This is a genomic window from Paenacidovorax caeni, assembly GCF_001298675.1.
Classification (GTDB): Bacteria; Pseudomonadota; Gammaproteobacteria; order Burkholderiales; family Burkholderiaceae_C; genus Paenacidovorax; species Paenacidovorax caeni.
In genome coordinates, this window is the sequence record NZ_CYIG01000002.1 from 37,449 (window position 1) to 60,404 (window position 22,956).

The window sequence follows — 22,956 nt, forward strand, 5'->3', positions numbered from 1 at the left end:
TCATTTCCACAGCGCGCACTTGCTCTCGGCCTTGGTGGTGAACACCTCTTCACCGGGCAGCCTGGCGACAACCTTGTAGTAGTCCCAGGGCTCCTTGGACTCGGACGGGGCCTTCACCTGCATCAGGTACATGTCGTGCACGAAGCGGCCATCAGGACGGATCTGGCCCTTGGCGTAAAAGTCGTTGATCGGTGTGGATTTGAGCTTCGCCATCACCTTGTCCGCGTCGGTGGTGCCCGCGGCCTGCACGGCCTTGAGATAGTTCATGGTGGCCGAGTAGTCAGCCGCATGGATGTCGGTGGGCATGCGCTTGGTCTTGGCGAAGAACTTCTTGCCGAACTCACGCGTCTGGTCGTTCAGGTTCCAGTCCCAGCTGGTGGTGAGCAGCAGGCCTTCTGTGTTGCGCAGTCCCAGGCTGTGGATGTCGGTCAGAAACACCAGCAGACCGGCCATCTTCATGCTCTTGTTGATGCCAAATTCCTTGGCTGCCTTGATGGCGTTGATGGTGTCGCCGCCCGCATTCGCCAGTCCGAGAATCTGCGCCTTAGAGTTCTGCGCCTGCAGCAAGAAGGAGGAGAAGTCGGAGGCATTCAGCGGATGCTTGACGCTGCCCAGCACCTTGCCGCCCGATGCGTTCACAACCTTGGTGGTGTCATCCTGCAGCGCCTGGCCGAAGGCGTAGTCGGCCGTGAGGAAGAACCAGTCCTTGCCACCCTGCTTGACCACAGCACCGCCGGTGCCCTTGGCCAGCGCCACGGTGTCGTAGGCGTAGTGCACGGTATAGGGTGTGCACTGCTCGTTCGTCAGTGCCGAGGAGCCCGCGCCGCTGTTGAAATACACGCGCTTCTTCTCTTCGGCAATCTTGGCCATGGCCAGGGCTGTGCCGGAGTTGGTACCGCCGAACAGCATGGTCAGGCCCTGGGTGTCGATCCACTCGCGCGCCTTGCTGGCGGCGATGTCGGCCTTGTTCTGGTGGTCAGCCGAGAGCAGCTCGATGGGCTTGCCCAGCACCTTGCCGCCGAAGTCGTCGATGGCCATCTGAATGGCAACAGCGCCGTTCTTGCCTTCCACGTCGGCGTACAAGCTCGACATGTCGGTGATCAGGCCGATCTTGACCTTGTCCTGCGCGTGAGCGGCCGACATGGCCAGGCCCGCTGCGCCCATCAGGGCGGCCAGGGTTTTGAGGGTGGGATGCATAGCTGTCTCCTTGTCGTTGGGAAAAAAGGGCCGTCCTGTCAGACGCCCAGCAATTCGTTGAGTACCGGCATCTTGGCCTGCAGCTCGGCGGCACTGAAGTGCTCCACCATGCGGCCATGCTCCATGACGTAGAAGCGATCTGCCAGCGGTGCGGCGAAGCGGAAGTTCTGCTCCACCATGACCACGGTGTAGCCCTGCTGGCGCAGCGTGGTGATCATGCGCGCCAGTGCCTGCACGATGACCGGCGCCAGGCCTTCGGAGATCTCGTCAAGCAGCAGCAGCTTGGCGCCTGTACGCAGAATGCGCGCCACCGCCAGCATCTGCTGCTCGCCGCCAGACAGGCGTGTGCCCTGGCTGTTCTTGCGCTCAGCAAGGTTGGGGAACATGGCGTAGATCTGCTCCAGCGTCATACCGGCATGGCCCGTCTTGAGCTGCGGCGGCAGGAGCAGGTTTTCCTCGCACGACAGGCTGGAAAAGATACCGCGCTCCTCAGGGCAGTAACCCACGCCCAAGTGGGCGATGCGGTGTGTAGGCAAGCCGATGGTTTCTTGCCCGTTGACGCGGATCGAGCCCTTGCGTGTCCCTGTCAGGCCCATGATGGCGCGCATGGTGGAGGTGCGGCCGGCACCATTGCGCCCTAACAGGGTCACGACCTCGCCCGGCTGCACCACCAGATCCACCCCGTGCAGCACGTGGGATTCGCCGTACCAGGCCTGAAGGCCTTTGATTTCGAGTGCGGGTGCAGCCATGTCAGTGCGCTCCCTGCAGTTGACCGTCGGTCGTGCCCATGTAGGCTTCCATCACTTGCGGGTTGTTTGAGACTTCTTCGTAGGCGCCTTCGGCCAGCACAGCGCCGCGCTGCAGCACTGTGATGCGGTCGGCAATGGTCGAGATCACCTTCATGTTGTGCTCCACCATCAGGATGGTTCGGCCGGCCGACACCTTCTTGATAAGCTGGGTCACGCGGTCCACGTCCTCATGGCCCATGCCCTGCGTGGGCTCGTCCAGCAGCATGAGTTCAGGCTCCATCGCCAGCGTGGTGGCGATCTCCAGCGCACGCTTGCGGCCGTAGGGCAAATTGACGGTGACTTCGTCAGCCAACGACTCCAACCCGACTTCTGCCAGCAGTTGCATGGCACGGCCATTGAGTTGGTCGAGCGACTTTTCGCTGCGCCAGAAATGGAAGGAGGTACCGAGCTTGCGCTGCAAGCCCAGGCGCACGTTCTCCATCAGCGTCAAGTGCGGAAAAACCGCCGAGATCTGGAAGGAGCGGATCACGCCGCGGCGCGCAATCTGCGCGGGCTGCTCACGGGTGATGTCCTGTCCGTTGAAACGGATGGTGCCGGAGGTGGGCTCCAGGAACTTGGTGAGCAGGTTGAAACAGGTGGTCTTGCCTGCGCCATTGGGCCCGATCAGCGCATGGATGGAGCCCCGGCGCACGCTCAGGTTCACATCGCTGACGGCGGTAAAGCCCTTGAATTCCTTGGTCAGGCGGGAGGTTTCGAGAATGACGTCACTCATTGCGCTGAAGGCTTTTCCTTGAATGCTGCACGATGCACCTGCGCGCCGGAATGGCGCAGCCTTGGTGCTGTACGGCATCGTATGCGGCCCTGGGGGCGCGACAAATGGGAGAAATGCCTATGTATAAACGCCTATCGCGACAACCCGAAGAGGCGCAGGCATTCAGCAGGAAAAGTGGAGGAAACCTTTGTGCATCAAGCGCAAGCAGCTCCCGATTGAATAGCAACCGAAGCTGTGAAAAACGCGCTTACTGCAGGGTCTCTTTCGTCGCAGCGGGAAGGGGCAAGGGCAGAACGGCAATGCCCTCGTCAAGCAACTGGGCCGTTTCCTCAAGGCTGGCTTGCCCTCGAATGGCGCGCTGCGAAGCTTCGCCGTAATGCATACGGCGCGCCTCTTCGGTGAACCGCGAGCCGACATCCTCGGACTCGGCCATGATCCTGCGTGCAGCGTGCAGCCACGCGGCCTGCAGCGCCGCGCCCGGAGCGGACGCGGGTGCAGCCTCAGACGAAGGGGGAGACGCGGGCGCCCTGGCACCAAGGTTCAACCGCGGGGCGCTAAGCGCTTTGCGCACTTCGTGGGTGCCGCACATCGGGCATTCGAGCAAGCCTTGTCCTAGCTGGGCCTGGAAATCGTCCTCGCCAGCGAACCAGCCCTCGAAGACATGGCCCTGACCGCAATGCAGGTTCAGCACCTTCATGGCGCTCAATGGCGGCGACGTACCAGGTAGCGGAAGACAAACCCCGGAAAGGCAAAGGTCACAAACAGGGTTGCCGTGACGGCATAAAACTCCCACCCCTGGGGCGCAATCTGCCCCGCGCGCCGCTCCAGGAGCAAAGCCAGCCCACCCACCAAGAAATACAGCAGCGCCAACTCAGCGAGGCGCGCCAGAAGGGGCTTGGTGGGCTGCGCCAGGGGCCCTACCAGGAGCCAGCGCCGGCTGACGAAAGGAAGATTGGCCGCTACAAAAGCGGCCAGGATCACGAGCCAGATGGAGGCTGACTGCGACATGCGAAAGCGCGCGTCAGGAAGCCAGAGCGCGCACAACCGCGTCGGCGCACAGGGCCATCAGCCCGCCGGGCAGCAGGCCGAGCACCAGGACCAGGGCGCCGTTAGCGACCAGGGTCAGGCGCACATCAGCGGGTGCAGACACACGCGAGGCCGTCAGCGGCTTGTCGAAATACATGACCTTCACCACGCGCAGGTAGTAGAACGCGCCGATGAGGGACATGATCACGGCGAACACGGCCAACGCGATGTGGAAACCGCTGCCGGAAGCCACCAGGGCCTGCAGAACTGCCAGCTTGGCGTAGAAACCAACCAGCGGCGGAATGCCAGCAAGAGAGAACAGACACACGGCCATGACACCTGCGTACAGGGGGCTGCGCTGGTTCAATCCGGCGAAATCAGCGATCTCTTCGCTCTCAAATCCTTCGCGGGCCAGCAGAACGATCACACCGAAGGCAGGCAGCGCAGTCAGCACGTAGGTGACGACGTAGAACATGGCGGAGCTGTAAGCGTTCTCGGCCGCCGTGGCGTCTACCGTGCCGTTGACAACACCCGACATCAGGCCCAGCAGCATGAAGCCCATGTGCGAGATGGTTGAATAGGCCAACATGCGCTTGAGGTTCGTCTGCATCACACCGATGATGTTGCCCACGAACAGCGAGCCGATGGCGAGCACGGCCAGCATCTGCTGCCAATCTATCGCCAGGGGCAGCAAACCGTCCACCAGCAGGCGCATGGCAATAGCGAACGCGGCCAGCTTGGGTGCCCCGCCAATGATCAGCGTCACCGCGGTCGGAGCGCCGTGGTACACGTCGGGAATCCACATGTGGAACGGCACAGCGCCCATTTTGAACGCGAGACCCGCCACGATGAAGACCAGGCCGAACACCAGCACCTGGTGGCGAATTTGGCCGGCATTGATGGCCTTGAACACCTCACCGATGTCCAGCGAGCCCGTGGCGCCGTAGAGCATCGACATGCCATACAGCAAGAAACCACTGGCCATCGCGCCCAACACGAAATACTTCATCGCCGCCTCGACCGAGCCTTCGTGGTCACGGCGCAGTGCCACCAGGGCATAGCTCGACAGCGTCAGCAGTTCCAATCCGAGGTAGATCACCAGGAAGTTGTTCGCGGAGATCATGACGAACATGCCGAGCAACGCGAAGATGGACAGCGTGAACAGCTCTCCCCCGCGCTTCAGCATGCTGCGGTCGGCCGCGTAGGGGCGACCATAGACCAGCGTGACCATCATGGCCACTGCAGCGAAACACTTCAGCCAGTTGCCCATGGCATCGGAGACCACCATGTTGCCCCAGCCATAGAAGGTGTTGCCGCTGGCGGCGTACATGCCCTCCAGCACCGCCACCACGCCCATGGTCAGCAAGGTCAGAACATAGGTTGCGGTACGGCGGGTGCTGGACACCCCCAAATCCACCAGGGCAATCACACAGCCCATGACCAGAAGAACGATCTCGGGGTAGACCGCCAGCCAGCTGATGTTGTCAATCATCTGTAATCTCTCAGTTCAGTCTGGTCAGTGGAGCTTGGTCTGGGCCACATGCTTGAGCAGTTCGGCCACGGACGCGTCCATCACGTCGGTGAAGGGGCGCGGATACAAGCCCATGTAGAGCACGGCGATGGCCAGCAAGGCCAGCACCAGGAATTCACGGTTGCAAATGTCTTTAAGTGCCTTGACGTCGTCGTTGGCCACAGCGCCCAGGTAAACACGCTTGAACATCCAGAGGCTGTAGGCGGCGCCGAAGATGAGTGCAGTCGCAGCGCCGAGGCCAATCCAGAAATTGAACTTCACGGCAGCCAAGATGACCATCCATTCGCCCACGAAGCCCGCCGTACCGGGAAGGCCGCAATTGGCCATGAAGAACAGCAAGGCGAACGCAGCGAACTTGGGCATGGTGTTGACCACGCCGCCGTAAGCGGCGATTTCGCGCGAATGTACGCGGTCGTACAAGACGCCGATGGACAGGAACATCGCCCCCGACACAAAGCCGTGCGCGATCATCTGCACAATGCCGCCCGACACACCAAGATCGTTGAAGACGAAGAAGCCGAGCGTCACGAAGCCCATGTGCGCGACGGACGAGTAGGCCACCAGTTTCTTCATGTCCTTCTGCACCATGGCCACCAAGCCGACGTAGATCACGGCGATCAGCGACAGGGCGATGATGAGCCATGCCCATTCCCGTGCGGCATCCGGCGCGATGGGCATCGAGAAACGCAGGAAGCCGTAGGCACCCAGCTTCAGCATGATGGCGGCCAGCACGGCCGAGCCGCCGGTGGGCGCCTCAACGTGCACGTCTGGCAACCAGGTATGGACGGGCCACATGGGCACCTTCACGGCGAAGGCGGCGAAGAATGCGAAGAACACCAGGGTCTGTGCGGTACGCGACAGCGGCAGTTGGTGCCAGGTAAGGATGTCAAAGCTGCCACCCGCCTGGTTGTACAGGTAGATGATGGCGACCAGTGTCAGCAGCGAGCCCAGCAGCGTATAGAGGAAGAACTTGAACGCGGCGTAGATTTTGTTGGGACCGCCCCAGATACCGATGATCAGGTACATCGGAATCAGCGTGGCCTCAAAGAATACATAGAACAGCAGGCCATCCAGCGCACTGAATACGCCGATCATCAGGCCGGACAGAATCAGGAAGGCCCCCATGTACTGGTTCACCCGCTCCGTGATCGACTGCCACGAGGCGATGACCACGATCACCGTGATGAATGCCGTCAGCGGCACGAACCAAAAGGACAGGCCGTCCACACCGAGGTGGTAGTTGACATTGAAGCGGCCAATCCAGGGCGCCTTCTCAACGAACTGCATCGCAGCGGTGCCGAGCTGGAAGCCTTCATACAAAGGAACTGTGACCGCCAGGCCGGCCAGTGCTCCGATTAGCGCCAACCAGCGCACAGCGCCTGCCTGCTGCTCACGCCCGAGCAACAGAAGCAAGGTGCCGAAAGCGATCGGCGTCCAAATGGCAAGACTCAACAAACCCATTTTTATAGTGCTCCTACTTGTTGAGCCACACGAAGTACGTCATGAGCCCGAACACACCCAGAATCATGACCAGCGCGTAATGGAAGATATAGCCCGACTGCACCCAGCGGACGATGCCGGCAAACCATCCGACCAGCTTCCATGAGCCATTCACCACGGCACCGTCAATGATGGCTTGGTCGCCCCCCTTCCACAGACCCACACCCAAAGCACGGGCACTGCGGGCGATGATGTTCTCGTTGATCCAGTCGAGGTAGTACTTGTTTTCCAGCAATGTATAGATCGGCTGGGCCGCGCGCTTGATCGCTGCCGGAAGTGCCGGATTCACCATGTACATGTAGTAAGCCGCTACCACGCCAGCCAAGGCCAGCCAGAAAGGTGCAGTCTGCAAACCGTGCAGTGCCATGGCCACCGGACCATGGAAGGCCTGGGCTAGCTCCGCCATCGCGTGGTGCTTGGCGGCATCGACAAAAATCACATCCTTGAAGAAGTCCCCAAACAGCATCGGCTGGATAAACAGGAAGCCGACAACCACCGAGGGAATGGCCAACAGCACCAGAGGAACCGTCACCACCCAGGGGGACTCGTGCGGCTTGTCATCGTGACCATGACCGTGGTGGTGATCGTCATGCGCGTGGTGGTGTGCGTCAGGGTTCTGGTCGTAGCGTTCCTTGCCATGGAAGACCAGGAAATACATGCGGAACGAATAGAACGCCGTGATAAATACGCCAGCCAGTACAGCAAAGTGCGCGAAGCCTGCAGCGGGGAGATGGCTCTCATGGACGGCTTCGATGATGCTGTCCTTGGAATAGAAACCGGAGAACAGGGGTGTACCAATCAACGCCAGAGAGCCGAGCAGCGATGTGATCCAGGTGATAGGCATGTATTTGCGTACGCCCCCCATCCAACGGATGTCCTGGTTATGGTGCATGCCCATGATGACCGAGCCCGCACCGAGGAACAGCAGCGCCTTGAAGAAGGCGTGCGTCATCAGGTGGAATACGGCAACGGAGTAGGCTGAAGCGCCCAACGCCACGGTCATATAGCCGAGCTGCGACAGCGTGGAATACGCCACCACGCGCTTGATGTCGTTTTGGATGATGCCCAGGAAGCCCATGAACAGCGCTGTAATGGCACCAATCACGAGAATGAAGTTCAGCGCGGTGTCCGACAACTCGAACAGCGGCGACATGCGCGAGACCATGAAGATGCCTGCCGTCACCATGGTGGCGGCGTGAATCAACGCGGAGATGGGAGTGGGACCCTCCATCGAATCAGGCAGCCACACGTGCAGCGGAAACTGTGCCGACTTGCCCATGGCACCGATGAACAGACAGATGCAGATTACGGTGATCAACATCCAGTCGGTGCCGGGGAAGCCCAAACCGCCCAGCTCAGCCGACTTGGCGAAAATTTCGCCGTAATTCAGCGTACCTGCGTAAGCCGCGATCAAGCCAATGCCGAGGATGAAACCAAAGTCACCGACGCGGTTGACCAAGAAGGCCTTCATGTTGGCAAAAATAGCTGTCGGCTTGTTGAACCAGAAGCCGATGAGCAAGTACGACACCAAGCCCACAGCCTCCCAACCGAAAAACAGTTGCAGCAGGTTATTGCTCATGACCAGCATGAGCATGGAGAACGTGAACAACGAGATGTAAGAGAAGAAGCGGTTGTAGCCGTCATCCTCTTCCATATAGCCAATGGTGTAGATGTGCACCATCAACGACACAAAGGTCACCACGACCATCATCATGGCCGTCAGGCTGTCCACCAGGAAGCCGACTTCCATCTTCAGGCCGCCAACCACCATCCAGGTGTAGATAGTCTCGTTGAAGCGCGCACCATGCACCGCCACGCTGTACAAGGTCAGCGCTGACAGGACGAATGCCACGAACACCCCGAGAATGGTGAGTGTGTGCGCCAAGCGGCGGCCAATCCAGTTGCCGCCAAATGCGGTGCCGAAGAGACCGGCCAAGGCAGAGCCTGCCAACGGTGCCAAGGGCACCGCAAGCAGTGTCGAAGCAGAAAGGGTTTGACTCATTTCTTCAGAACCTTGCGATGAACCGGGGCTCAACCCTTGAGGGTGTTGAGGTCTTCGGCGTTGATGCTGGTCTTATTGCGGAACAACAGCACCAGGATGGCCAGGCCGATGGCAGACTCAGCAGCCGCCACAGTGAGGATGAAGAACACGAACACTTGGCCGTGCATGTCTCCGAGGTAGCTGGAGAAGGCAACGAAGTTCATGTTGACGGCCAGCAGCATCAGCTCGATGGCCATGAGCAGGACGATCAGGTTCTTGCGGTTAAGAAAGATACCGACGACGGCGATGGCGAACAGCATCGCACCCAACGTCAGGTAGTGGCCCAGGGTCAACGTCATGCTTTCTTCTCCTCTGCTTCGGCGGCCATCAGAGGCTCAGCCTTGCGGGTGGCTGCCATCTTGACCAGTTCGACGCGATCCTGAGCGCGTGCGCGCAACTGCATGGTGGCTTCGACAGTCTTGGTGTCCTTGCGCTTGCGCAGCGTGAGTGCGATGGCTGCAACCATGGCCACCAGCAGAATCACGGCCGCGATTTCGACCGGGTACAGGTACTGCGTGTAGAGGAGCTTGCCCAACACCTTGGTGTTCGAATAGGGAACAACCTGACCTGCTGCATCGACCACCGCAGTCATGGCCTTGGGTTCATCAATACCGCGGAAGCCGCCCATCAGCACCAACGCCATTTCGAAGGCAATGATGGCGCCGATCAAAGCGGCCAGAGGGAAATGCTTCCAAAAGCCCTGGCGCACGGTATCGATGCGGATGTCCAGCATCATCACCACGAACAGGAACAGCACCATCACCGCTCCCAAATAAACCAGCACCAGCGTGATGCCCAGGAACTCAGCCTTGAGCAACAGCCAGATGCCGGCCGCTTGCGAAAAGGCCAGGATAAGGTTGAGCACCGCATGCACCGGGTTGCGCGCAGTGATGACACGGAAGGCTGCGAACAGCAGCACGACCGAGAAGAGATAGAAAAAACCAGTTTTGGCGTCCATGAATTTCTCGCAGTGGTTCAGGCACAGCCTCAGCGGTACTTGGCATCCGCAGCCTTGGCCGCAGCGATTTGAGGTTCGTAGCGGTCACCAACAGCCAGGAGCATGTCCTTGGTGAAGTACAGATCACCGCGCTTCTCGCCGTGGTACTCGAAGATTTGCGTTTCCACGATCGAGTCCACGGGACAACTTTCTTCACAGAAGCCGCAGAAAATGCACTTCGTCAGGTCGATGTCATAGCGCGTGGTACGGCGCGACCCATCGGCGCGAACGTCGGATTCGATGGTGATGGCCATCGCCGGGCACACGGCTTCGCAGAGCTTGCAAGCAATGCAGCGCTCCTCGCCGTTATCGTAGCGACGCAACGCGTGCAGCCCCCGAAAACGCGGCGACAGCGGCGTCTTCTCCTCGGGGTAATACACGGTGACCTTGCGCGCGAAGGTGTAGCGTCCCGTCAGGGCCATGCCCTTGGCGAGCTCCCAGAGCATGAAGCTCTTAAAGAAGTCCTTGATCGAGAAGGACGTTGCAACAGCAGCAGACATTCTTCTTCCCCGCTTATTTCCAGATGTTCCACGGCGAGTGCAGCCAAGCACCCACGATGAGCAGCCACACCAGCGTGACTGGGATGAAGATCTTCCAGCCCAGACGCATGATCTGGTCATAGCGGTAGCGAGGGAAGGTCGCACGGATCCAGATAAACATGGAAACCACGAGGAAAGTCTTTGCCGCCAGCCAAATCCAGCCGGGGATGAAGGACAAGGCCTCAAACGGCGGCAACCACCCCCCCAGGAACATCAACACGGCCAGGATGGAAACGAGCCACATCGCCGCGTACTCGGCCAAGAAGAAAATGGCGAAGCCCATCCCCGAATACTCAACCATGTGGCCAGCCACAATCTCGGCCTCACCCTCGACCACGTCAAACGGGTGGCGGTTGGTCTCCGCGACGCTCGAAATCAGGTAAACCACAAAAATCGGCAGCAGTGGCAACCAGTTCCATGCGACGAACGTTCCGGCGAACATGCCGTTGAACGCTGAGCCCTTGGCTTGAGCCAGCACAATCTCCGTCAGGTTCATGCTGCCTGAGACCATGATGACCACCAGGAAACAGAAGCCCATGGCGATTTCATAACTCACCATTTGCGCGGACGCGCGCAGCGCGCCCAAGAAAGCGTACTTCGAGTTAGACGCCCAGCCGGCAATAATCACGCCATAGACTTCAATGGAAGTGATGGCGATGATGAGCAACAGTCCAGCATTGACATTTGCCAGCGCGACATCTGGACCGAACGGAATAGCCACCCAGGCAGCCAGCGCCGGCATGATGGCCATCACAGGGCCCAGGAAAAACAAACCCTTGCTGGCAGCGGTCGGCTCAATGATTTCCTTGGTCAGGAGTTTCAAGCCATCAGCAATCGGTTGCAGCAAGCCCATTGGACCGACACGGTTCGGACCCACACGCACCTGCATGAAACCGAGCAGCTTGCGCTCCCAAAGGGTCAGATAAGCCACGGCCCCCATGAGTGGCGCGAGGATGCAAACGATCTTGATCAAAATCCACAGCACGGGCCAAGCCACGCCCATCCACCAAGGCTGGGCAATGAGGTTCAGGCCTCCGTTGTACAGCGCGTCGATCATGCAGCGGCCCCTTCACGTGCCTCGCGGGCGTCAGCGGTCAGTTGCAGCGCGGGCGCACGGCGCACCAAGCTGTCCAGTTGATAAATGCTCGCAGCCACGGGTGCCTCGGCAGGGCCACGGGCAACGACGATAGGCGCCTGGGTGGCATTGCTTAGTTGGTCAGCCGACAGGCTGCCCAAACCGCCTGAAACCTGTGCCAAAACTTCCTGCGAAGACTCGAATGCCACGCCGGGAACACCCATCAGATCGGCCAACACGCGCAGCACCTTCCATGCAGGGCGGGTTTCGCCCAGAGGCCGCACCACGGCGTGGAAGCTCTGAATGAGACCCTGGGCATTCACGAAGCTACCGGACGTTTCGGTGAAAGGTGCGATCGGCAGCAGCACATCGCTGAATGCCATATTGGTCTTGAACGGACTGAGCGTGACCACCATGTCCACTTCTGCCAGCCCCTGTGCTGTGCGTGCACCAGCGGCGGAATCAAATTCCGGCTCTGTATTCAACAGCAGCGCGGCCTTCAGCCCTCCGGCAAGCATCTGCTGCGCGTTGAGGCCAGCATGGCGCGGCTGCGCTCCAGCCAGCTGTGCACCAACCGTGTTGGCGGCTTCTGTCAGATACCCGAATGCGGCCCCCGTTTGCTGGCCGATCCACTGAACCAAGGCCAACAGACTGGACGCCTGCGCGTGGTGGGCGGCAGCGTTACCCAGCAGAACCGCCTTGCGTTCCCCAGCAAGCAACGCCCGTGCGATCGCCATAGCTTCGCCATTGGGTTGTCCCTGGGCCGGTGCTGCAACACCTTTCTCCTGCGCAACAGCAGCGGCAACGTCAGCCAACGCCTGGGTCCAATCGGCGGGTGCCACTACCGAATGCACTGCCGGCATGGCCCAATCGTAGGCCTGGGCATTGATCGCGAACACCTTCGCACCCTTGCGGGCGGACTGGCGGACGCGCTGCGCAAACAACGGGTGGTCCTTGCGCAGGTTCGAACCCAACACCAGAACCGATTGGAGCTCAGACAAGGCTGCGATGGGCAAACCAAGCCAGCGCACGCCCTCAAACGCCGGAAACTCGGCATTGCGCAGGCGGTAATCGATGTTGTCGCTACCGACACCGCGCACCAGTGCGCTGGCCAGGTACAGCTCTTCCAGCGTGCTGTGTGGGCTCACCAGCGCACCGATAGCGCCTGCGCCATGCTTGTCACGCACGCACTTCAAGCCGTTGGCGACGTATTCCAGGGCCGTCTGCCAGTCAACTTCCTGCCACTGCCCACCCTGCTTCAGCATGGGGCGGGTCAGACGTTCTTCACCATTCAGCGCCTCGTAGGAGAAGCGATCACGGTCTGCGATCCAGCACTCGTTCACGGCTTCGTTCTCGAGTGGAACGACGCGCATGACTTTGTGGTTCTTCACCTGAACGATGAGGTTGGCTCCCGTCGAATCGTGGGGAGACACCGACTTGCGACGCGAAAGTTCCCAGGTGCGTGCACTGTAGCGGAAGGGCTTGCTCGTCAACGCGCCCACAGGGCACACGTCGATCATGTTGCCCGAGAGCTCGGAATCGACCGTATCGCCCTTGACCGGGGTAATCTCGGAGTGCTCGCCCCGATTGACCATACCCAGCTCCATGACGCCACCGATCTCTTGGCCGAAGCGCACACAGCGCGTGCAATGGATGCAACGCGTCATCTCTTCGGTGGAAATCAATGGGCCGATGTCCTTGGCCGGAACCACGCGCTTTTCTTCACCATAGCGGGAAGACGATGCACCGTAACCCACCGCGAGATCCTGCAACTGGCACTCACCGCCTTGGTCGCAGATCGGGCAGTCCAGCGGGTGGTTGATGAGCAAAAACTCCATCACCGACTGCTGCGCCTTGATGGCCTTGTCGGTCTTGGTGCGCACGATCATGCCTTGCGTCACCGGTGTGGCACAGGCCGGCATGGGCTTGGGCGCCTTCTCGACGTCAACAAGGCACATGCGGCAGCTGGCAGCAATCGACAGCTTCTTGTGGTAACAGAAATGGGGAATGTAGACGTTGGCTTTTTCCGCCGCATGGATCACCATGCTGCCTTCGCCAACCTCCACCTTCTGACCGTCCAGTTCAATTTCAACCATATGCTTTCTCGCAATCAGGCAGCGGAGGCTTTTGTAGCCGCCTGAATCTTGGCCTCAAACTCGTGGCGGAAGTGCTTGATCATGGCGCGCACGGGCATAGCAGCGGCATCGCCCAACGCACAAATGGTGCGCCCCATGATGTTGAAAGCCACGGAGTCGAGCAGCTCGATGTCTTCTGGACGACCCTGTCCATGCTGAATACGCTGTACCACGCGCCACAGCCAGCCCGTTCCCTCGCGGCAGGGCGTGCACTGACCACAGGATTCATGCTGGTAAAAATAGGAAAGGCGCAGCAGGGACTCGACCATATCGCGCGAATCGTCCATCACGATGACAGCACCCGAACCGAGCATGGACCCTGCCTTCGAGATGGAGTCGTAATCCATCGTGCAATCCATCATGATGTGCGCGGGCAGCACGGGGGAAGACGACCCGCCGGGAATCACCGCTTTGAGCTGGCGGCCCTTACGCACGCCACCTGCGAGCTCAAGCAGTTTGGCGAAAGGCGTGCCAAGCGGGATTTCGTAGTTGCCTGGACGCTCCACATCACCCGATACCGAAAAGATCTTGGTGCCACCGTTGTTCGGCTTGCCACATTCAAGATAAGCCTGACCGCCGTTGCGGATGATCCACGGCACAGCCGCAAAGGTTTCGGTGTTATTGATCGTCGTGGGCTTCCCATACAGGCCAAAGCTGGCCGGGAATGGAGGCTTGAAGCGCGGCTGGCCCTTTTTGCCTTCAAGGGATTCGAGCAAAGCCGTTTCTTCCCCACAAATGTAGGCACCGAAGCCATGGTGCGCGTGGAGTTGGAAGCTGAAGTCGCTACCCAGAATCTTGTCACCCAAGTAGCCCGCAGCACGGGCTTCTTCAAGTGCAGCCTCGAAACGTTCGTAGACCTGGAAAATCTCGCCGTGGATATAGTTGTAACCCAGCGAAATGCCCATGGCATAGGCGCCGATGATCATCCCCTCAATCACGATGTGGGGGTTGTACATCAGGATATCGCGGTCCTTGCAGGTGCCCGGCTCGCCTTCGTCGGAGTTGCATACCAGATGCTTCTGCCCTGGGAACTGGCGTGGCATGAAGCTCCACTTCAAACCCGTCGGAAAACCAGCACCGCCGCGCCCACGCAGACCGGATTCCTTCACCGTGGCGATCACCTGGTCCTGTGTCATGCCCTCGCCGCCGTCGGCACCGAGGATCTTGCGCAGGGCTGCATACCCACCGCGCGCCTCGTAGTCCTTGATACCCCAGTTACTGCCATTCAGATCGGCATAGATCTGCGCGTTGATATGGCGGTCGTGGAAACAGGTCTGTACGCCCGTAGCCTGGAATTGCGACAGGATTTGTGCAGCCGTGGTCATGCCTTGCCCTCCGCAGCCTTCAGGCCGTCGACAAGCTGGTCAAGCTTCTCTCCGTCCATAAAACTGCACATATTGCGGTCATTCACCAGCATCACCGGCGCATCAGCGCAGGCGCCAAGGCACTCGCATTGCTGCAGCGTGAACAGACCATCGGGTGTGGTCTCGCCCATCTGGATGCCCAACTTAGCCTCCAGGTGGTGCAAGGCCTCATAGCCACCGCGCAACTGGCATGGCAGGTTGGTGCAGACGTTGAGCTTGAATTTGCCCACCGGCTGCTGGTTGTACATGTTGTAGAAGGTGGTGACCTCATGCACCGCGATCTGCGGCATACCCAGAACCTCGGCGATCACCGCCTCGCTCTCCTGGCTCACCCAGCCCTGCTCCTGCTGCACGATGGACAAGCAGGCCATCACGGCAGATTGTTTCTGCTCCGGTGGGTACTTTGCCACTTCACGGGCGAAACGCTGTTTGGTCGCTTCGGTAATCATCGGTCAATCTCTCCGAACACGATATCCATGGTGCCGATGATGGCCACTGCATCGGCGATCATGTGGCCGCGTGTCAGCTCGTTGTAGGCAGACAGGTGGGCAAACCCGGGCGCACGAATCTTCAGACGGTAAGGCTTGTTGGCGCCATCGCTGACGATATAGATACCGAACTCCCCCTTGGGATGTTCCACGGCCGCATAAGCCTCGCCCTCCGGCACACGGAAGCCCTCGGAGAACAGCTTGAAATGGTGGATCAAATCCTCCATGCCGGCCTTCATGCGCTCACGCGGCGGCGGCGCAACCTTGTGGTTGTCGGTGATGACGGGACCGGGATTGGCGCGCAGCCAATCGACGCACTGCTTGATGATGCGATTGGACTGCCGCATCTCTGCCACACGCACCAGATAACGGTCGTAGCAGTCGCCGTTCTTGCCCACAGGAATGTCGAAATCGACGCGATCGTAGGCATCGTAAGGCTGTTTCTTGCGCAGATCCCAGGCAACCCCCGAGCCACGCAGCATCACGCCGCTCATGCCCAGGTTCAGTGCACGCTCGGGTGAAACAACACCAATCCCCACGGTGCGCTGTTTCCAAATACGGTTATCAGTCAGCAGCGTTTCGTATTCATCCACGAAACGCGGGAAGCGCGCGCAGAAGTCCTCGATGTAGTCGAGCAGAGAACCCTGGCGATTGCGGTTCAATTCCTCCATCGCCTTAGCATTGCGGATCTTGCTCGCCTTGAATTGCGCCATGCTGTCCGGCAGATCACGGTACACACCGCCAGGACGGAAATAAGCCGCATGCATGCGGGCACCCGACGCCGCCTCGTACATATCGAACAGCGACTCGCGCTCGCGGAACGTGAACATGAGCACCGTCGAGGCACCCAAGTCCATGCCATTCGATCCCAACCACATCAGGTGGTTGAGCAGGCGGGTGATTTCCCCGAACATGGTACGGATGTACTGCGCGCGCAGTGGCACCTCAATACCCAACAGCTTCTCAATGGCCAGGCAATAGGCCTGCTCATTGCACATCATCGACACGTAGTCGAGACGATCCATGTAGGGCAGCGATTGAATGAAGGTCTTGCTCTCGGCCAGCTTTTCAGTGGCACGGTGCAACAGGCCGACGTGGGGGTCGGCGCGCTGCACGACCTCACCGTCCAGCTCCAGCACAAGGCGCAACACGCCGTGCGCCGCCGGGTGCTGGGGACCAAAGTTCAGGGTGTAGTTCTTGATTTCAGCCATGGTGGTTCACGAAGGCAGCCTTGCGGCGCCTCAGTGCAGGCCTCCGTAGTTGTCTTCGCGGATGATGCGAGGGGTGATTTCGCGCGGCTCAATGCTCACGGGCTCGTACACCACGCGGCGACGCTCGGCGTCGTAGCGCATTTCCACATGGCCCGACACGGGGAAATCCTTGCGGAACGGGTGGCCGATGAAGCCGTAGTCGGTCAGGATGCGGCGCAGATCGTCATGTCCTTCAAAAACAATGCCGAACAGGTCGAATGCCTCACGCTCGAACCAATTGGCACCGCTCCACACGGAAGTGACCGAATCGATCACCGGCAGATCATCGTCAGCACAGAACACCTTGACGCGCAGGCGCTGGTTCAAACTGACCGAGAGCAGATGGGAAACCACAGCGAAACGCGGGCCATCGGTGCCGATGTCACGGTAAGCCGAGTAATCCACACCACACAAATCGACCAGTTGCTCGAAACGGCAGCCAGGGGCATCGCGCAACTGGTGCATAGCCTGGAGATAGTCGGCGGCCGAAACGACCAGAGTGACCTCATCGAGGGCGATCGTCAGGGCGCGCACCTTATCACCGAGGGCAGCAGCCACGGCGTCGCGGATTTCTTCAGGGCGAATGGCAACAGCAGTCATGGGACCCTCAGACGCGCGCAATGGTGTTGGTACGACGAATCTTCTGCTGCAACTGCAGAATGCCGTAAATCAGGGCCTCCGCCGTGGGCGGGCAGCCGGGCACGTAGACATCCACCGGCACCACGCGGTCACAGCCGCGCACAACGGAATAGCTGTAGTGGTAGTAGCCGCCGCCATTGGCACACGACCCCATGGACAGAACCCAGCGCGGCTCGGACATCTGGTCGTACACCTTGCGCAAGGCAGGCGCCATCTTGTTGCACAGCGTACCAGCCACGATCATCAGATCGGACTGGCGCGGACTGGCACGGAACACCTCGGCACCGAAACGCGCCAAGTCATAGCGCGCCGAGGCCGCATGCATCATCTCGACAGCACAGCATGCCAGACCAAAGGTCATGGGCCAGATGGAGCCGGTCTTGGCCCAGTTCACCACCGCGTCGTAGCTGGTGGTGACGAAGCCTTCCTTCATCACGCCTTCAATCATCGTGTCAGTCCTTGTTGGAGCCGTTTATTCCCAGTCCAGCGCGCCTTTTTTCCACTCGTAGGCAAAGCCCACGACAAGAATGGCGAGGAAGATGGCAACGGCAGCAAAACCCGCCAAACCCACATCCTGCAGGGCCACAGCCCAAGGAAAGAGGAAGGCGATTTCCAGATCAAACAGAATGAAGAGGATGGCCACCAAGTAGTAGCGCACATCGAACTTCATGCGCGCATCTTCGAAAGCCTCGAAGCCGCATTCGTACGGGGAATTTTTTTCGGGATCAGGCCGATTGGGGCCAAGCACATACCCCAGAACCAGCGGAACGACGCCAACCGCAGCGCCGACCAGGATGAACAAGAGAACGGGGAGGTACTGATCGAGGTTCATCTGGGGTAATGCTCATCGCTCCCCTGCCCCGCTAGCGACCACTGCCTGGCCGGCTGGGCAGAGGTTTTTTGTATTGGTGCCGTCGGCGAGACTCGAACTCGCACAGCTTTCGCCACTACCCCCTCAAGATAGCGTGTCTACCAATTTCACCACGACGGCTGATTTATGCATCTGGATGGCATGAGGCGCCTTTTCAGGCTTTCGCTTTCCAGACAATCCAGGATTCTACCCGGTAAAAACCCTGGAGAGCCTCTCGCGCCCCAGATTGTGGCATTTTTTATTTCGAGGGAATCTGCGCTGCACCCGATGCGGCCTCGACAGGCGCCACAGGCACCGCAGCCTCCGAAGCAGGGGCCGTCACCGCCGGAATGCTGGCACCAGGGCCTTCGAGCACGCTACCCGCACCAGCGGGACGGCTGTTGCCCAGATAGGCCAACGCCAGGGTGGCAATGAAGAACACCGTGGCCAGCGCTGCCGTGCTGCGCGAGAGGAAGTTGGCGCTGCCGGAGGCACCGAACAGACTGCCGGCGCTGCCACTGCCAAAAGCCGCCCCCATGTCGGCCCCCTTGCCGTGCTGGATAAGGATCAGGCCGATCATGCCCAGCGCCGACAGCATCTGTACGGCCAGGATCACATTCGTCAACATATTCATTGCTTCTCTTCTTTCCTAAAGGGTTTGAGCATTGGCGCCGCGCACTCAGCGGGCGGCCGCGATGATTTGCAAAAAGTCAGCCGCCTTGAGCGACGCACCGCCCACCAGACCACCGTCGATGTCAGGCTGCGACAGCAGTTGCGCCGCATTCGCAGCATTCATGCTGCCGCCGTAAAGCAGCCGGATGCGGTCGGCCTGCGTGCTGGCGGCCGCCAGCTGCCCACGCAGCACGGCATGCACCTGCTGTGCCTGCTCAGGCGTGGCCGTACGGCCCGTGCCGATGGCCCAGACGGGCTCGTAAGCCACGACGATTTCGCTGATGCAGTGGCCGTTGAGGTGAATCACCGCCGCCAACTGGCGCTTGACCACGGCCTCGGTTTCGCCCGCCTCGCGCTGCGCCAGCGTCTCGCCCACGCACACGATGGGCGTAATGCCTGCCGCCAGCGCACGCTGGGCCTTCGCCGCTACGTCGGCGTCGGTTTCGCCGTGGTACTGGCGACGCTCCGAGTGGCCGACCAGCACGTAGCGCACGCCGAAGTCACGCAGCATGCCGGCCGAGACCTCGCCAGTGTAGGCGCCCGCCTCGTGCTGCGACACATCCTGCGCTCCGAAGTCGATAGCTGTTCCCGCTGTCAGCGCCTGGGTTTGCGCCAGATAAGGTGCAGGAACGGCCACCGCCACATCGCAGGCCGGCGCCTGCTGCGCCAGCCCTTCGCGCAAGGCGCGCAACAGCGCCTCGTTGGCGGCCAGGCCGCCGTTCATCTTCCAATTGCCAGCGATGAGTTTCTTTTTCATGGTGTTCAGGAATTCCATGTCAAAACGATCTTGCCAATATGCTGGTTCGACTCCATCAGCGCATGGGCCTGGGCCGCATCGGCCGCCGCGAAGCAGCGGTGCACCACCGGCTTGACAGTGCCAGCGTCCAGCAGCGGCCACACACGCGCGCGCAGCGCCTGGGCAATGGCCGCCTTGAACGCCACCGTCTGCGGACGCAGCGTGGAGCCCGTGATGACCAGGCGCTTGCGCAGCACCAAAGCGGCATTGAACTCCGCCTTGACGCCGCCCTGCACCGCGATGATGACCAGGCGCCCGTCGTCGGCCAGGCTTTCCACCTCGCGCGCCACGTAGCTACCAGCCACCATGTCGAGCACTACATCCACGCCCCGTCCACCGGTGATGCGCCGAACCTCTTCGACGAAATCCTGCGACGGATAGTGGATGGCGTGGTGCGCGCCGAGCTGCACGCAGGCCGCGCATTTCTCCACGCTGCCCGCCGTGGTGATCACCGTGGCCCCCAGGGCACGCGCAAGCTGGATGGCGGTCACGCCAATGCCGCTGCTGCCACCCTGAACCAGCAAGGTCTCCCCGGGCTGCAGGCGCGCACGGTCAAAAACATTGCTCCACACGGTGAAAAAGGTCTCGGGCAGCGAGGCCGCCTCGACATCGCTCAGCCCCTGGGGCACTGGCAGGCACTGCGCCACCGGGGCAACGCAATACTCCGCATAGCCGCCGCCCGCCACGAGCGCGCACACGCGATCACCACGCCGCAGGCCCGCCTGCGCCAGGGCCTCGTCGTCGCCTTCGTCAATGACGCCAGCGACTTCCAGGCCAGGCACGTCAGAGGCACCCGGCGGTGGCGCGTAATGGCCCTTGCGCTGTAGCACATCGGGCCGGTTCACCCCCGAGGCCGCGACGCGGATGCGCAGCTCGCCCGCACCCGGCACGGGCACAGGCCGCTGCCCCAGGCGCAACACCTCGGGCGCACCGAACGATGTGATTTCTACAACGCGCATGGCTGGGAAAAAAATGCCAAGTCAATCCAGCGAAAAAGCCGCCAGCGCATGTACAGCAAGCGCTAGCAGCTCTCATTTAAATAGCAACCCCGCGCTGCGGGGCCGCTTGCCACCAGGCGCTTATTCCTGGGCTGGCTGCTCCTGCTCGCCACCGCGCTCGGCGCGGTTTTCACGCGGCTCGCGCGGCTCGCGGTATTCGCGCGGCTGGCGCGGTGCACGCGGCTCGCGGTATTCGCGCGGCTCGCGCTCGGGCAGGCCGGCGGGACGCTCGGTCAGCGCCTTCATCGACAGCTTGACGCGGCCCTTGTCGTCGGTCTCGAGCACCTTGACCTTGACGACCTGGCCTTCTTGCAGGTAGTCAGTGACCTTTTCCACACGCTCGTGGGCAATCTGGCTGATGTGCAGCAGGCCGTCCTTGCCGGGCAGCAGGTTCACCAGCGCGCCGAAGTCCAGGATCTTGGTCACCGGGCCTTCGTACACCTTGCCAATTTCGACCTCGGCGGTGATTTCCTCAATGCGGCGCTTGGCCTCGTCGGCCTTGGCGGAGTCGCTGGAGGCGATGGTGATGGTGCCGTCTTCCTCGATGTTGATCTGGCAGCCGGTTTCGTCGCACAGCGCGCGGATGGTGGCGCCGCCCTTGCCGATCACGTCGCGGATCTTCTCGGGGTTGATCTTCATGGTGAAGAGCTTGGGTGCAAAGCTGGAGATTTCAGCCTTGGCCTCGCCCATGGCTTCCTGCATCTTGCCCAGGATGTGCATGCGCGCTTCCTTGGCCTGGGCCAGGGCGACTTGCATGATTTCCTTGGTGATGCCCTGGATCTTGATGTCCATTTGCAGCGCAGTAATACCGTTGGTCGTGCCGGCCACCTTGAAGTCCATATCGCCCAGGTGGTCCTCATCGCCCAGGATGTCGGTCAGCACGGCAAAGCGGTTGTCTTCCTTGATCAGACCCATGGCGATGCCCGCCACGTGCGCCTTCATGGGCACGCCGGCGTCCATCATCGACAGGCAGCCGCCGCACACCGAAGCCATCGAAGAAGAACCGTTCGATTCCGTGATTTCCGACACCACGCGGATGGTGTAGGGGAATTCTTCCTTGCTCGGCAAGCAGGCCACCAGAGCACGCTTGGCCAGACGGCCGTGACCAACTTCGCGGCGCTTGGTCGAGCCCATGCGGCCCACTTCGCCGGTGGCAAAGGGAGGCATGTTGTAGTGGAACAGGAAGCGGTCTTCAAACTCGCCAGCCAGTGCGTCAATGCGCTGCGCGTCGCGCTCGGTGCCCAGGGTAGAGACCACCAGCGCCTGCGTTTCGCCGCGCGTGAACAGGGCCGAGCCGTGGGTGCGCGGCAGCACGCTGCTGCGGATTTCGATGGGGCGCACGGTGCGCGTGTCGCGGCCGTCGATGCGCGGCTCGCCGGCCAGAATCTGGCCACGCACGATGCGCGCTTCGATGTCGAACAGCATGTTGTCCACCTTCACGCCGTCGAACTCCACGCCCTGCTCGGTCAGCGCGGCCTTCACGGCGGCGTAGGCTTCGCGGCAGGCTTGCGTGCGCAGTTGCTTGTTGCGGTTTTGGTAGGCAGCGCGCAGCGGGCCTTCGGCCAGCTCGGTCACCTTGGCGATCAGGGTTTCGTCCTTGGCTTCAGGCTGCCAATCCCACACGGGCTTGCCCGCGTCGCGCACCAGTTCGTGGATGGCGTTGATGGCAATCTGGCTTTGCTCGTGGCCATAGACCACGGCGCCCAGCATCACGTCTTCGGGCAGTTGCAGGGCTTCGGATTCGACCATCAGCACAGCCGCTTCGGTGCCAGCCACCACCAAGTCCATCTGGCTGTTCTTGCGGGCGGTTTGGCCGGGGTTGAGCACGTATTCACCGTTGACGTAACCCACGCGGGCCGCGCCGATCGGGCCGTTGAACGGAATGCCCGACACAGCCAGCGCTGCGCTGGTGGCGATCATGGCGGCGATGTCGGCATCCACTTCGGGGTTCAGCGAAATGGTGTGGATGACCACATGCACTTCGTTGTAGAAGCCTTCGGGAAACAGGGGGCGAATGGGGCGGTCGATCAGGCGGCTGGTCAGCGTTTCCAGCTCCGAAGGCTTGGCTTCGCGCTTGAAGAAGCTGCCGGGAATCTTGCCAGCGGCGTAGGTTTTTTCGATGTAGTCCACCGTGAGGGGGAAGAAATCCTGGCCGGGCTTGGCGGTTTTAGAGGCCACCACGGTGGCCAGCACCACGGTGTCGTCCATGTTGACCAGCACGGCACCGCTGGCTTGGCGGGCGATTTCGCCGGTTTCCATGGTGACCGTATGCTGGCCCCACTGGAAGGTCTTGGTGACTTTGTTGAACATCGTCATATTGGTTTGCTCCTGAAAAAT

Annotated in this window: 23 protein-coding genes and 1 tRNA gene; all 24 read right to left on the reverse strand. The window is 60.9% G+C overall.

What is annotated here, in order from left to right; translation table 11 throughout:
* Positions 1 to 1,197 carry an ABC transporter substrate-binding protein gene (locus BN2503_RS01070; RefSeq protein ID WP_054254796.1) on the reverse strand — a complete coding sequence of 399 codons (1,197 nt, stop codon included), beginning with the start codon at positions 1,195 to 1,197 and terminating at the stop codon, positions 1 to 3.
* A gap of 38 nt (positions 1,198 to 1,235) precedes the next feature.
* The gene (locus BN2503_RS01075) at positions 1,236 to 1,946 is read right to left on the reverse strand and encodes an ABC transporter ATP-binding protein (RefSeq protein WP_054254797.1); all 711 of its coding nucleotides are present in this window, start codon (positions 1,944 to 1,946) and stop codon (positions 1,236 to 1,238) included.
* A 1-nt stretch (position 1,947) separates the two neighbouring features.
* Complete coding sequence (locus BN2503_RS01080; RefSeq protein ID WP_054254798.1) at positions 1,948 to 2,718, reverse strand: ABC transporter ATP-binding protein; 771 nt, start codon at positions 2,716 to 2,718, stop codon at positions 1,948 to 1,950.
* Between the two features lie 247 nt (positions 2,719 to 2,965).
* On the reverse strand, positions 2,966 to 3,415 hold the full coding sequence (locus tag BN2503_RS01085) for a DUF1178 family protein (RefSeq protein WP_054254799.1): 450 nt from the start codon (positions 3,413 to 3,415) through the stop codon (positions 2,966 to 2,968).
* Between the two features lie 5 nt (positions 3,416 to 3,420).
* A complete protein-coding gene (locus BN2503_RS01090) occupies positions 3,421 to 3,726 on the reverse strand; it encodes a DUF2818 family protein (RefSeq protein WP_054254800.1) in 306 nt (101 codons plus the stop codon).
* 13 nt (positions 3,727 to 3,739) lie between these two features.
* Positions 3,740 to 5,236, reverse strand: a complete 1,497-nt coding sequence (gene nuoN / locus BN2503_RS01095; protein WP_054254801.1) for an NADH-quinone oxidoreductase subunit NuoN — start codon at positions 5,234 to 5,236, stop codon at positions 3,740 to 3,742.
* Positions 5,237 to 5,260: 24 nt separating this feature from the next.
* Positions 5,261 to 6,736 (reverse strand): NADH-quinone oxidoreductase subunit M, encoded by a 1,476-nt coding sequence (locus BN2503_RS01100; RefSeq protein ID WP_054254802.1) that lies wholly within the window; start codon positions 6,734 to 6,736, stop codon positions 5,261 to 5,263.
* A gap of 13 nt (positions 6,737 to 6,749) precedes the next feature.
* On the reverse strand, positions 6,750 to 8,777 hold the full coding sequence (gene nuoL, locus BN2503_RS01105; RefSeq protein WP_074930071.1) for an NADH-quinone oxidoreductase subunit L: 2,028 nt from the start codon (positions 8,775 to 8,777) through the stop codon (positions 6,750 to 6,752).
* A 29-nt stretch (positions 8,778 to 8,806) separates the two neighbouring features.
* Positions 8,807 to 9,115 (reverse strand): NADH-quinone oxidoreductase subunit NuoK, encoded by a 309-nt coding sequence (gene nuoK / locus BN2503_RS01110; RefSeq protein ID WP_054254804.1) that lies wholly within the window; start codon positions 9,113 to 9,115, stop codon positions 8,807 to 8,809.
* Positions 9,112 to 9,774, reverse strand: coding sequence for an NADH-quinone oxidoreductase subunit J (locus BN2503_RS01115; RefSeq protein WP_054254805.1), 663 nt, complete (start codon positions 9,772 to 9,774; stop codon positions 9,112 to 9,114). The genes nuoK and BN2503_RS01115 overlap by 4 nt, the downstream gene beginning before the upstream one ends.
* A gap of 29 nt (positions 9,775 to 9,803) precedes the next feature.
* A complete protein-coding gene (gene nuoI, locus BN2503_RS01120; protein ID WP_054254806.1) occupies positions 9,804 to 10,313 on the reverse strand; it encodes an NADH-quinone oxidoreductase subunit NuoI in 510 nt (169 codons plus the stop codon).
* A gap of 13 nt (positions 10,314 to 10,326) precedes the next feature.
* Positions 10,327 to 11,409 (reverse strand): NADH-quinone oxidoreductase subunit NuoH, encoded by a 1,083-nt coding sequence (nuoH, locus tag BN2503_RS01125; RefSeq protein ID WP_054254807.1) that lies wholly within the window; start codon positions 11,407 to 11,409, stop codon positions 10,327 to 10,329.
* Positions 11,406 to 13,523, reverse strand: a complete 2,118-nt coding sequence (nuoG, locus tag BN2503_RS01130; protein ID WP_054254808.1) for an NADH-quinone oxidoreductase subunit NuoG — start codon at positions 13,521 to 13,523, stop codon at positions 11,406 to 11,408. The genes nuoH and nuoG overlap by 4 nt, the downstream gene beginning before the upstream one ends.
* Before the next feature lie 14 nt (positions 13,524 to 13,537).
* Positions 13,538 to 14,887, reverse strand: coding sequence for an NADH-quinone oxidoreductase subunit NuoF (gene nuoF, locus BN2503_RS01135; RefSeq protein WP_054254809.1), 1,350 nt, complete (start codon positions 14,885 to 14,887; stop codon positions 13,538 to 13,540).
* A complete protein-coding gene (nuoE, locus tag BN2503_RS01140) occupies positions 14,884 to 15,375 on the reverse strand; it encodes an NADH-quinone oxidoreductase subunit NuoE (RefSeq protein WP_054254810.1) in 492 nt (163 codons plus the stop codon). The genes nuoF and nuoE overlap by 4 nt, the downstream gene beginning before the upstream one ends.
* Positions 15,372 to 16,625 carry an NADH-quinone oxidoreductase subunit D gene (locus BN2503_RS01145; protein WP_054254811.1) on the reverse strand — a complete coding sequence of 418 codons (1,254 nt, stop codon included), beginning with the start codon at positions 16,623 to 16,625 and terminating at the stop codon, positions 15,372 to 15,374. The genes nuoE and BN2503_RS01145 overlap by 4 nt, the downstream gene beginning before the upstream one ends.
* Before the next feature lie 30 nt (positions 16,626 to 16,655).
* Positions 16,656 to 17,264, reverse strand: coding sequence for an NADH-quinone oxidoreductase subunit C (locus BN2503_RS01150; protein ID WP_054254812.1), 609 nt, complete (start codon positions 17,262 to 17,264; stop codon positions 16,656 to 16,658).
* A gap of 7 nt (positions 17,265 to 17,271) precedes the next feature.
* Positions 17,272 to 17,751 (reverse strand): NuoB/complex I 20 kDa subunit family protein, encoded by a 480-nt coding sequence (locus tag BN2503_RS01155; protein WP_054254813.1) that lies wholly within the window; start codon positions 17,749 to 17,751, stop codon positions 17,272 to 17,274.
* 24 nt (positions 17,752 to 17,775) lie between these two features.
* Positions 17,776 to 18,135 (reverse strand): NADH-quinone oxidoreductase subunit A, encoded by a 360-nt coding sequence (locus BN2503_RS01160; protein ID WP_054254814.1) that lies wholly within the window; start codon positions 18,133 to 18,135, stop codon positions 17,776 to 17,778.
* A gap of 74 nt (positions 18,136 to 18,209) precedes the next feature.
* Positions 18,210 to 18,294: transfer RNA gene (locus BN2503_RS01165), tRNA-Leu, on the reverse strand.
* Between the two features lie 118 nt (positions 18,295 to 18,412).
* Positions 18,413 to 18,787, reverse strand: a complete 375-nt coding sequence (secG, locus tag BN2503_RS01170; protein ID WP_054254815.1) for a preprotein translocase subunit SecG — start codon at positions 18,785 to 18,787, stop codon at positions 18,413 to 18,415.
* A 45-nt stretch (positions 18,788 to 18,832) separates the two neighbouring features.
* Positions 18,833 to 19,600 (reverse strand): triose-phosphate isomerase, encoded by a 768-nt coding sequence (tpiA, locus tag BN2503_RS01175; protein WP_054254816.1) that lies wholly within the window; start codon positions 19,598 to 19,600, stop codon positions 18,833 to 18,835.
* Positions 19,588 to 20,580 carry an NAD(P)H-quinone oxidoreductase gene (locus BN2503_RS01180; protein ID WP_054254817.1) on the reverse strand — a complete coding sequence of 331 codons (993 nt, stop codon included), beginning with the start codon at positions 20,578 to 20,580 and terminating at the stop codon, positions 19,588 to 19,590. The genes tpiA and BN2503_RS01180 overlap by 13 nt, the downstream gene beginning before the upstream one ends.
* 120 nt (positions 20,581 to 20,700) lie before the next feature.
* On the reverse strand, positions 20,701 to 22,935 hold the full coding sequence (pnp, locus tag BN2503_RS01185; RefSeq protein ID WP_054254895.1) for a polyribonucleotide nucleotidyltransferase: 2,235 nt from the start codon (positions 22,933 to 22,935) through the stop codon (positions 20,701 to 20,703).
* Between the last annotated feature and the right edge of the window lie 21 nt (positions 22,936 to 22,956).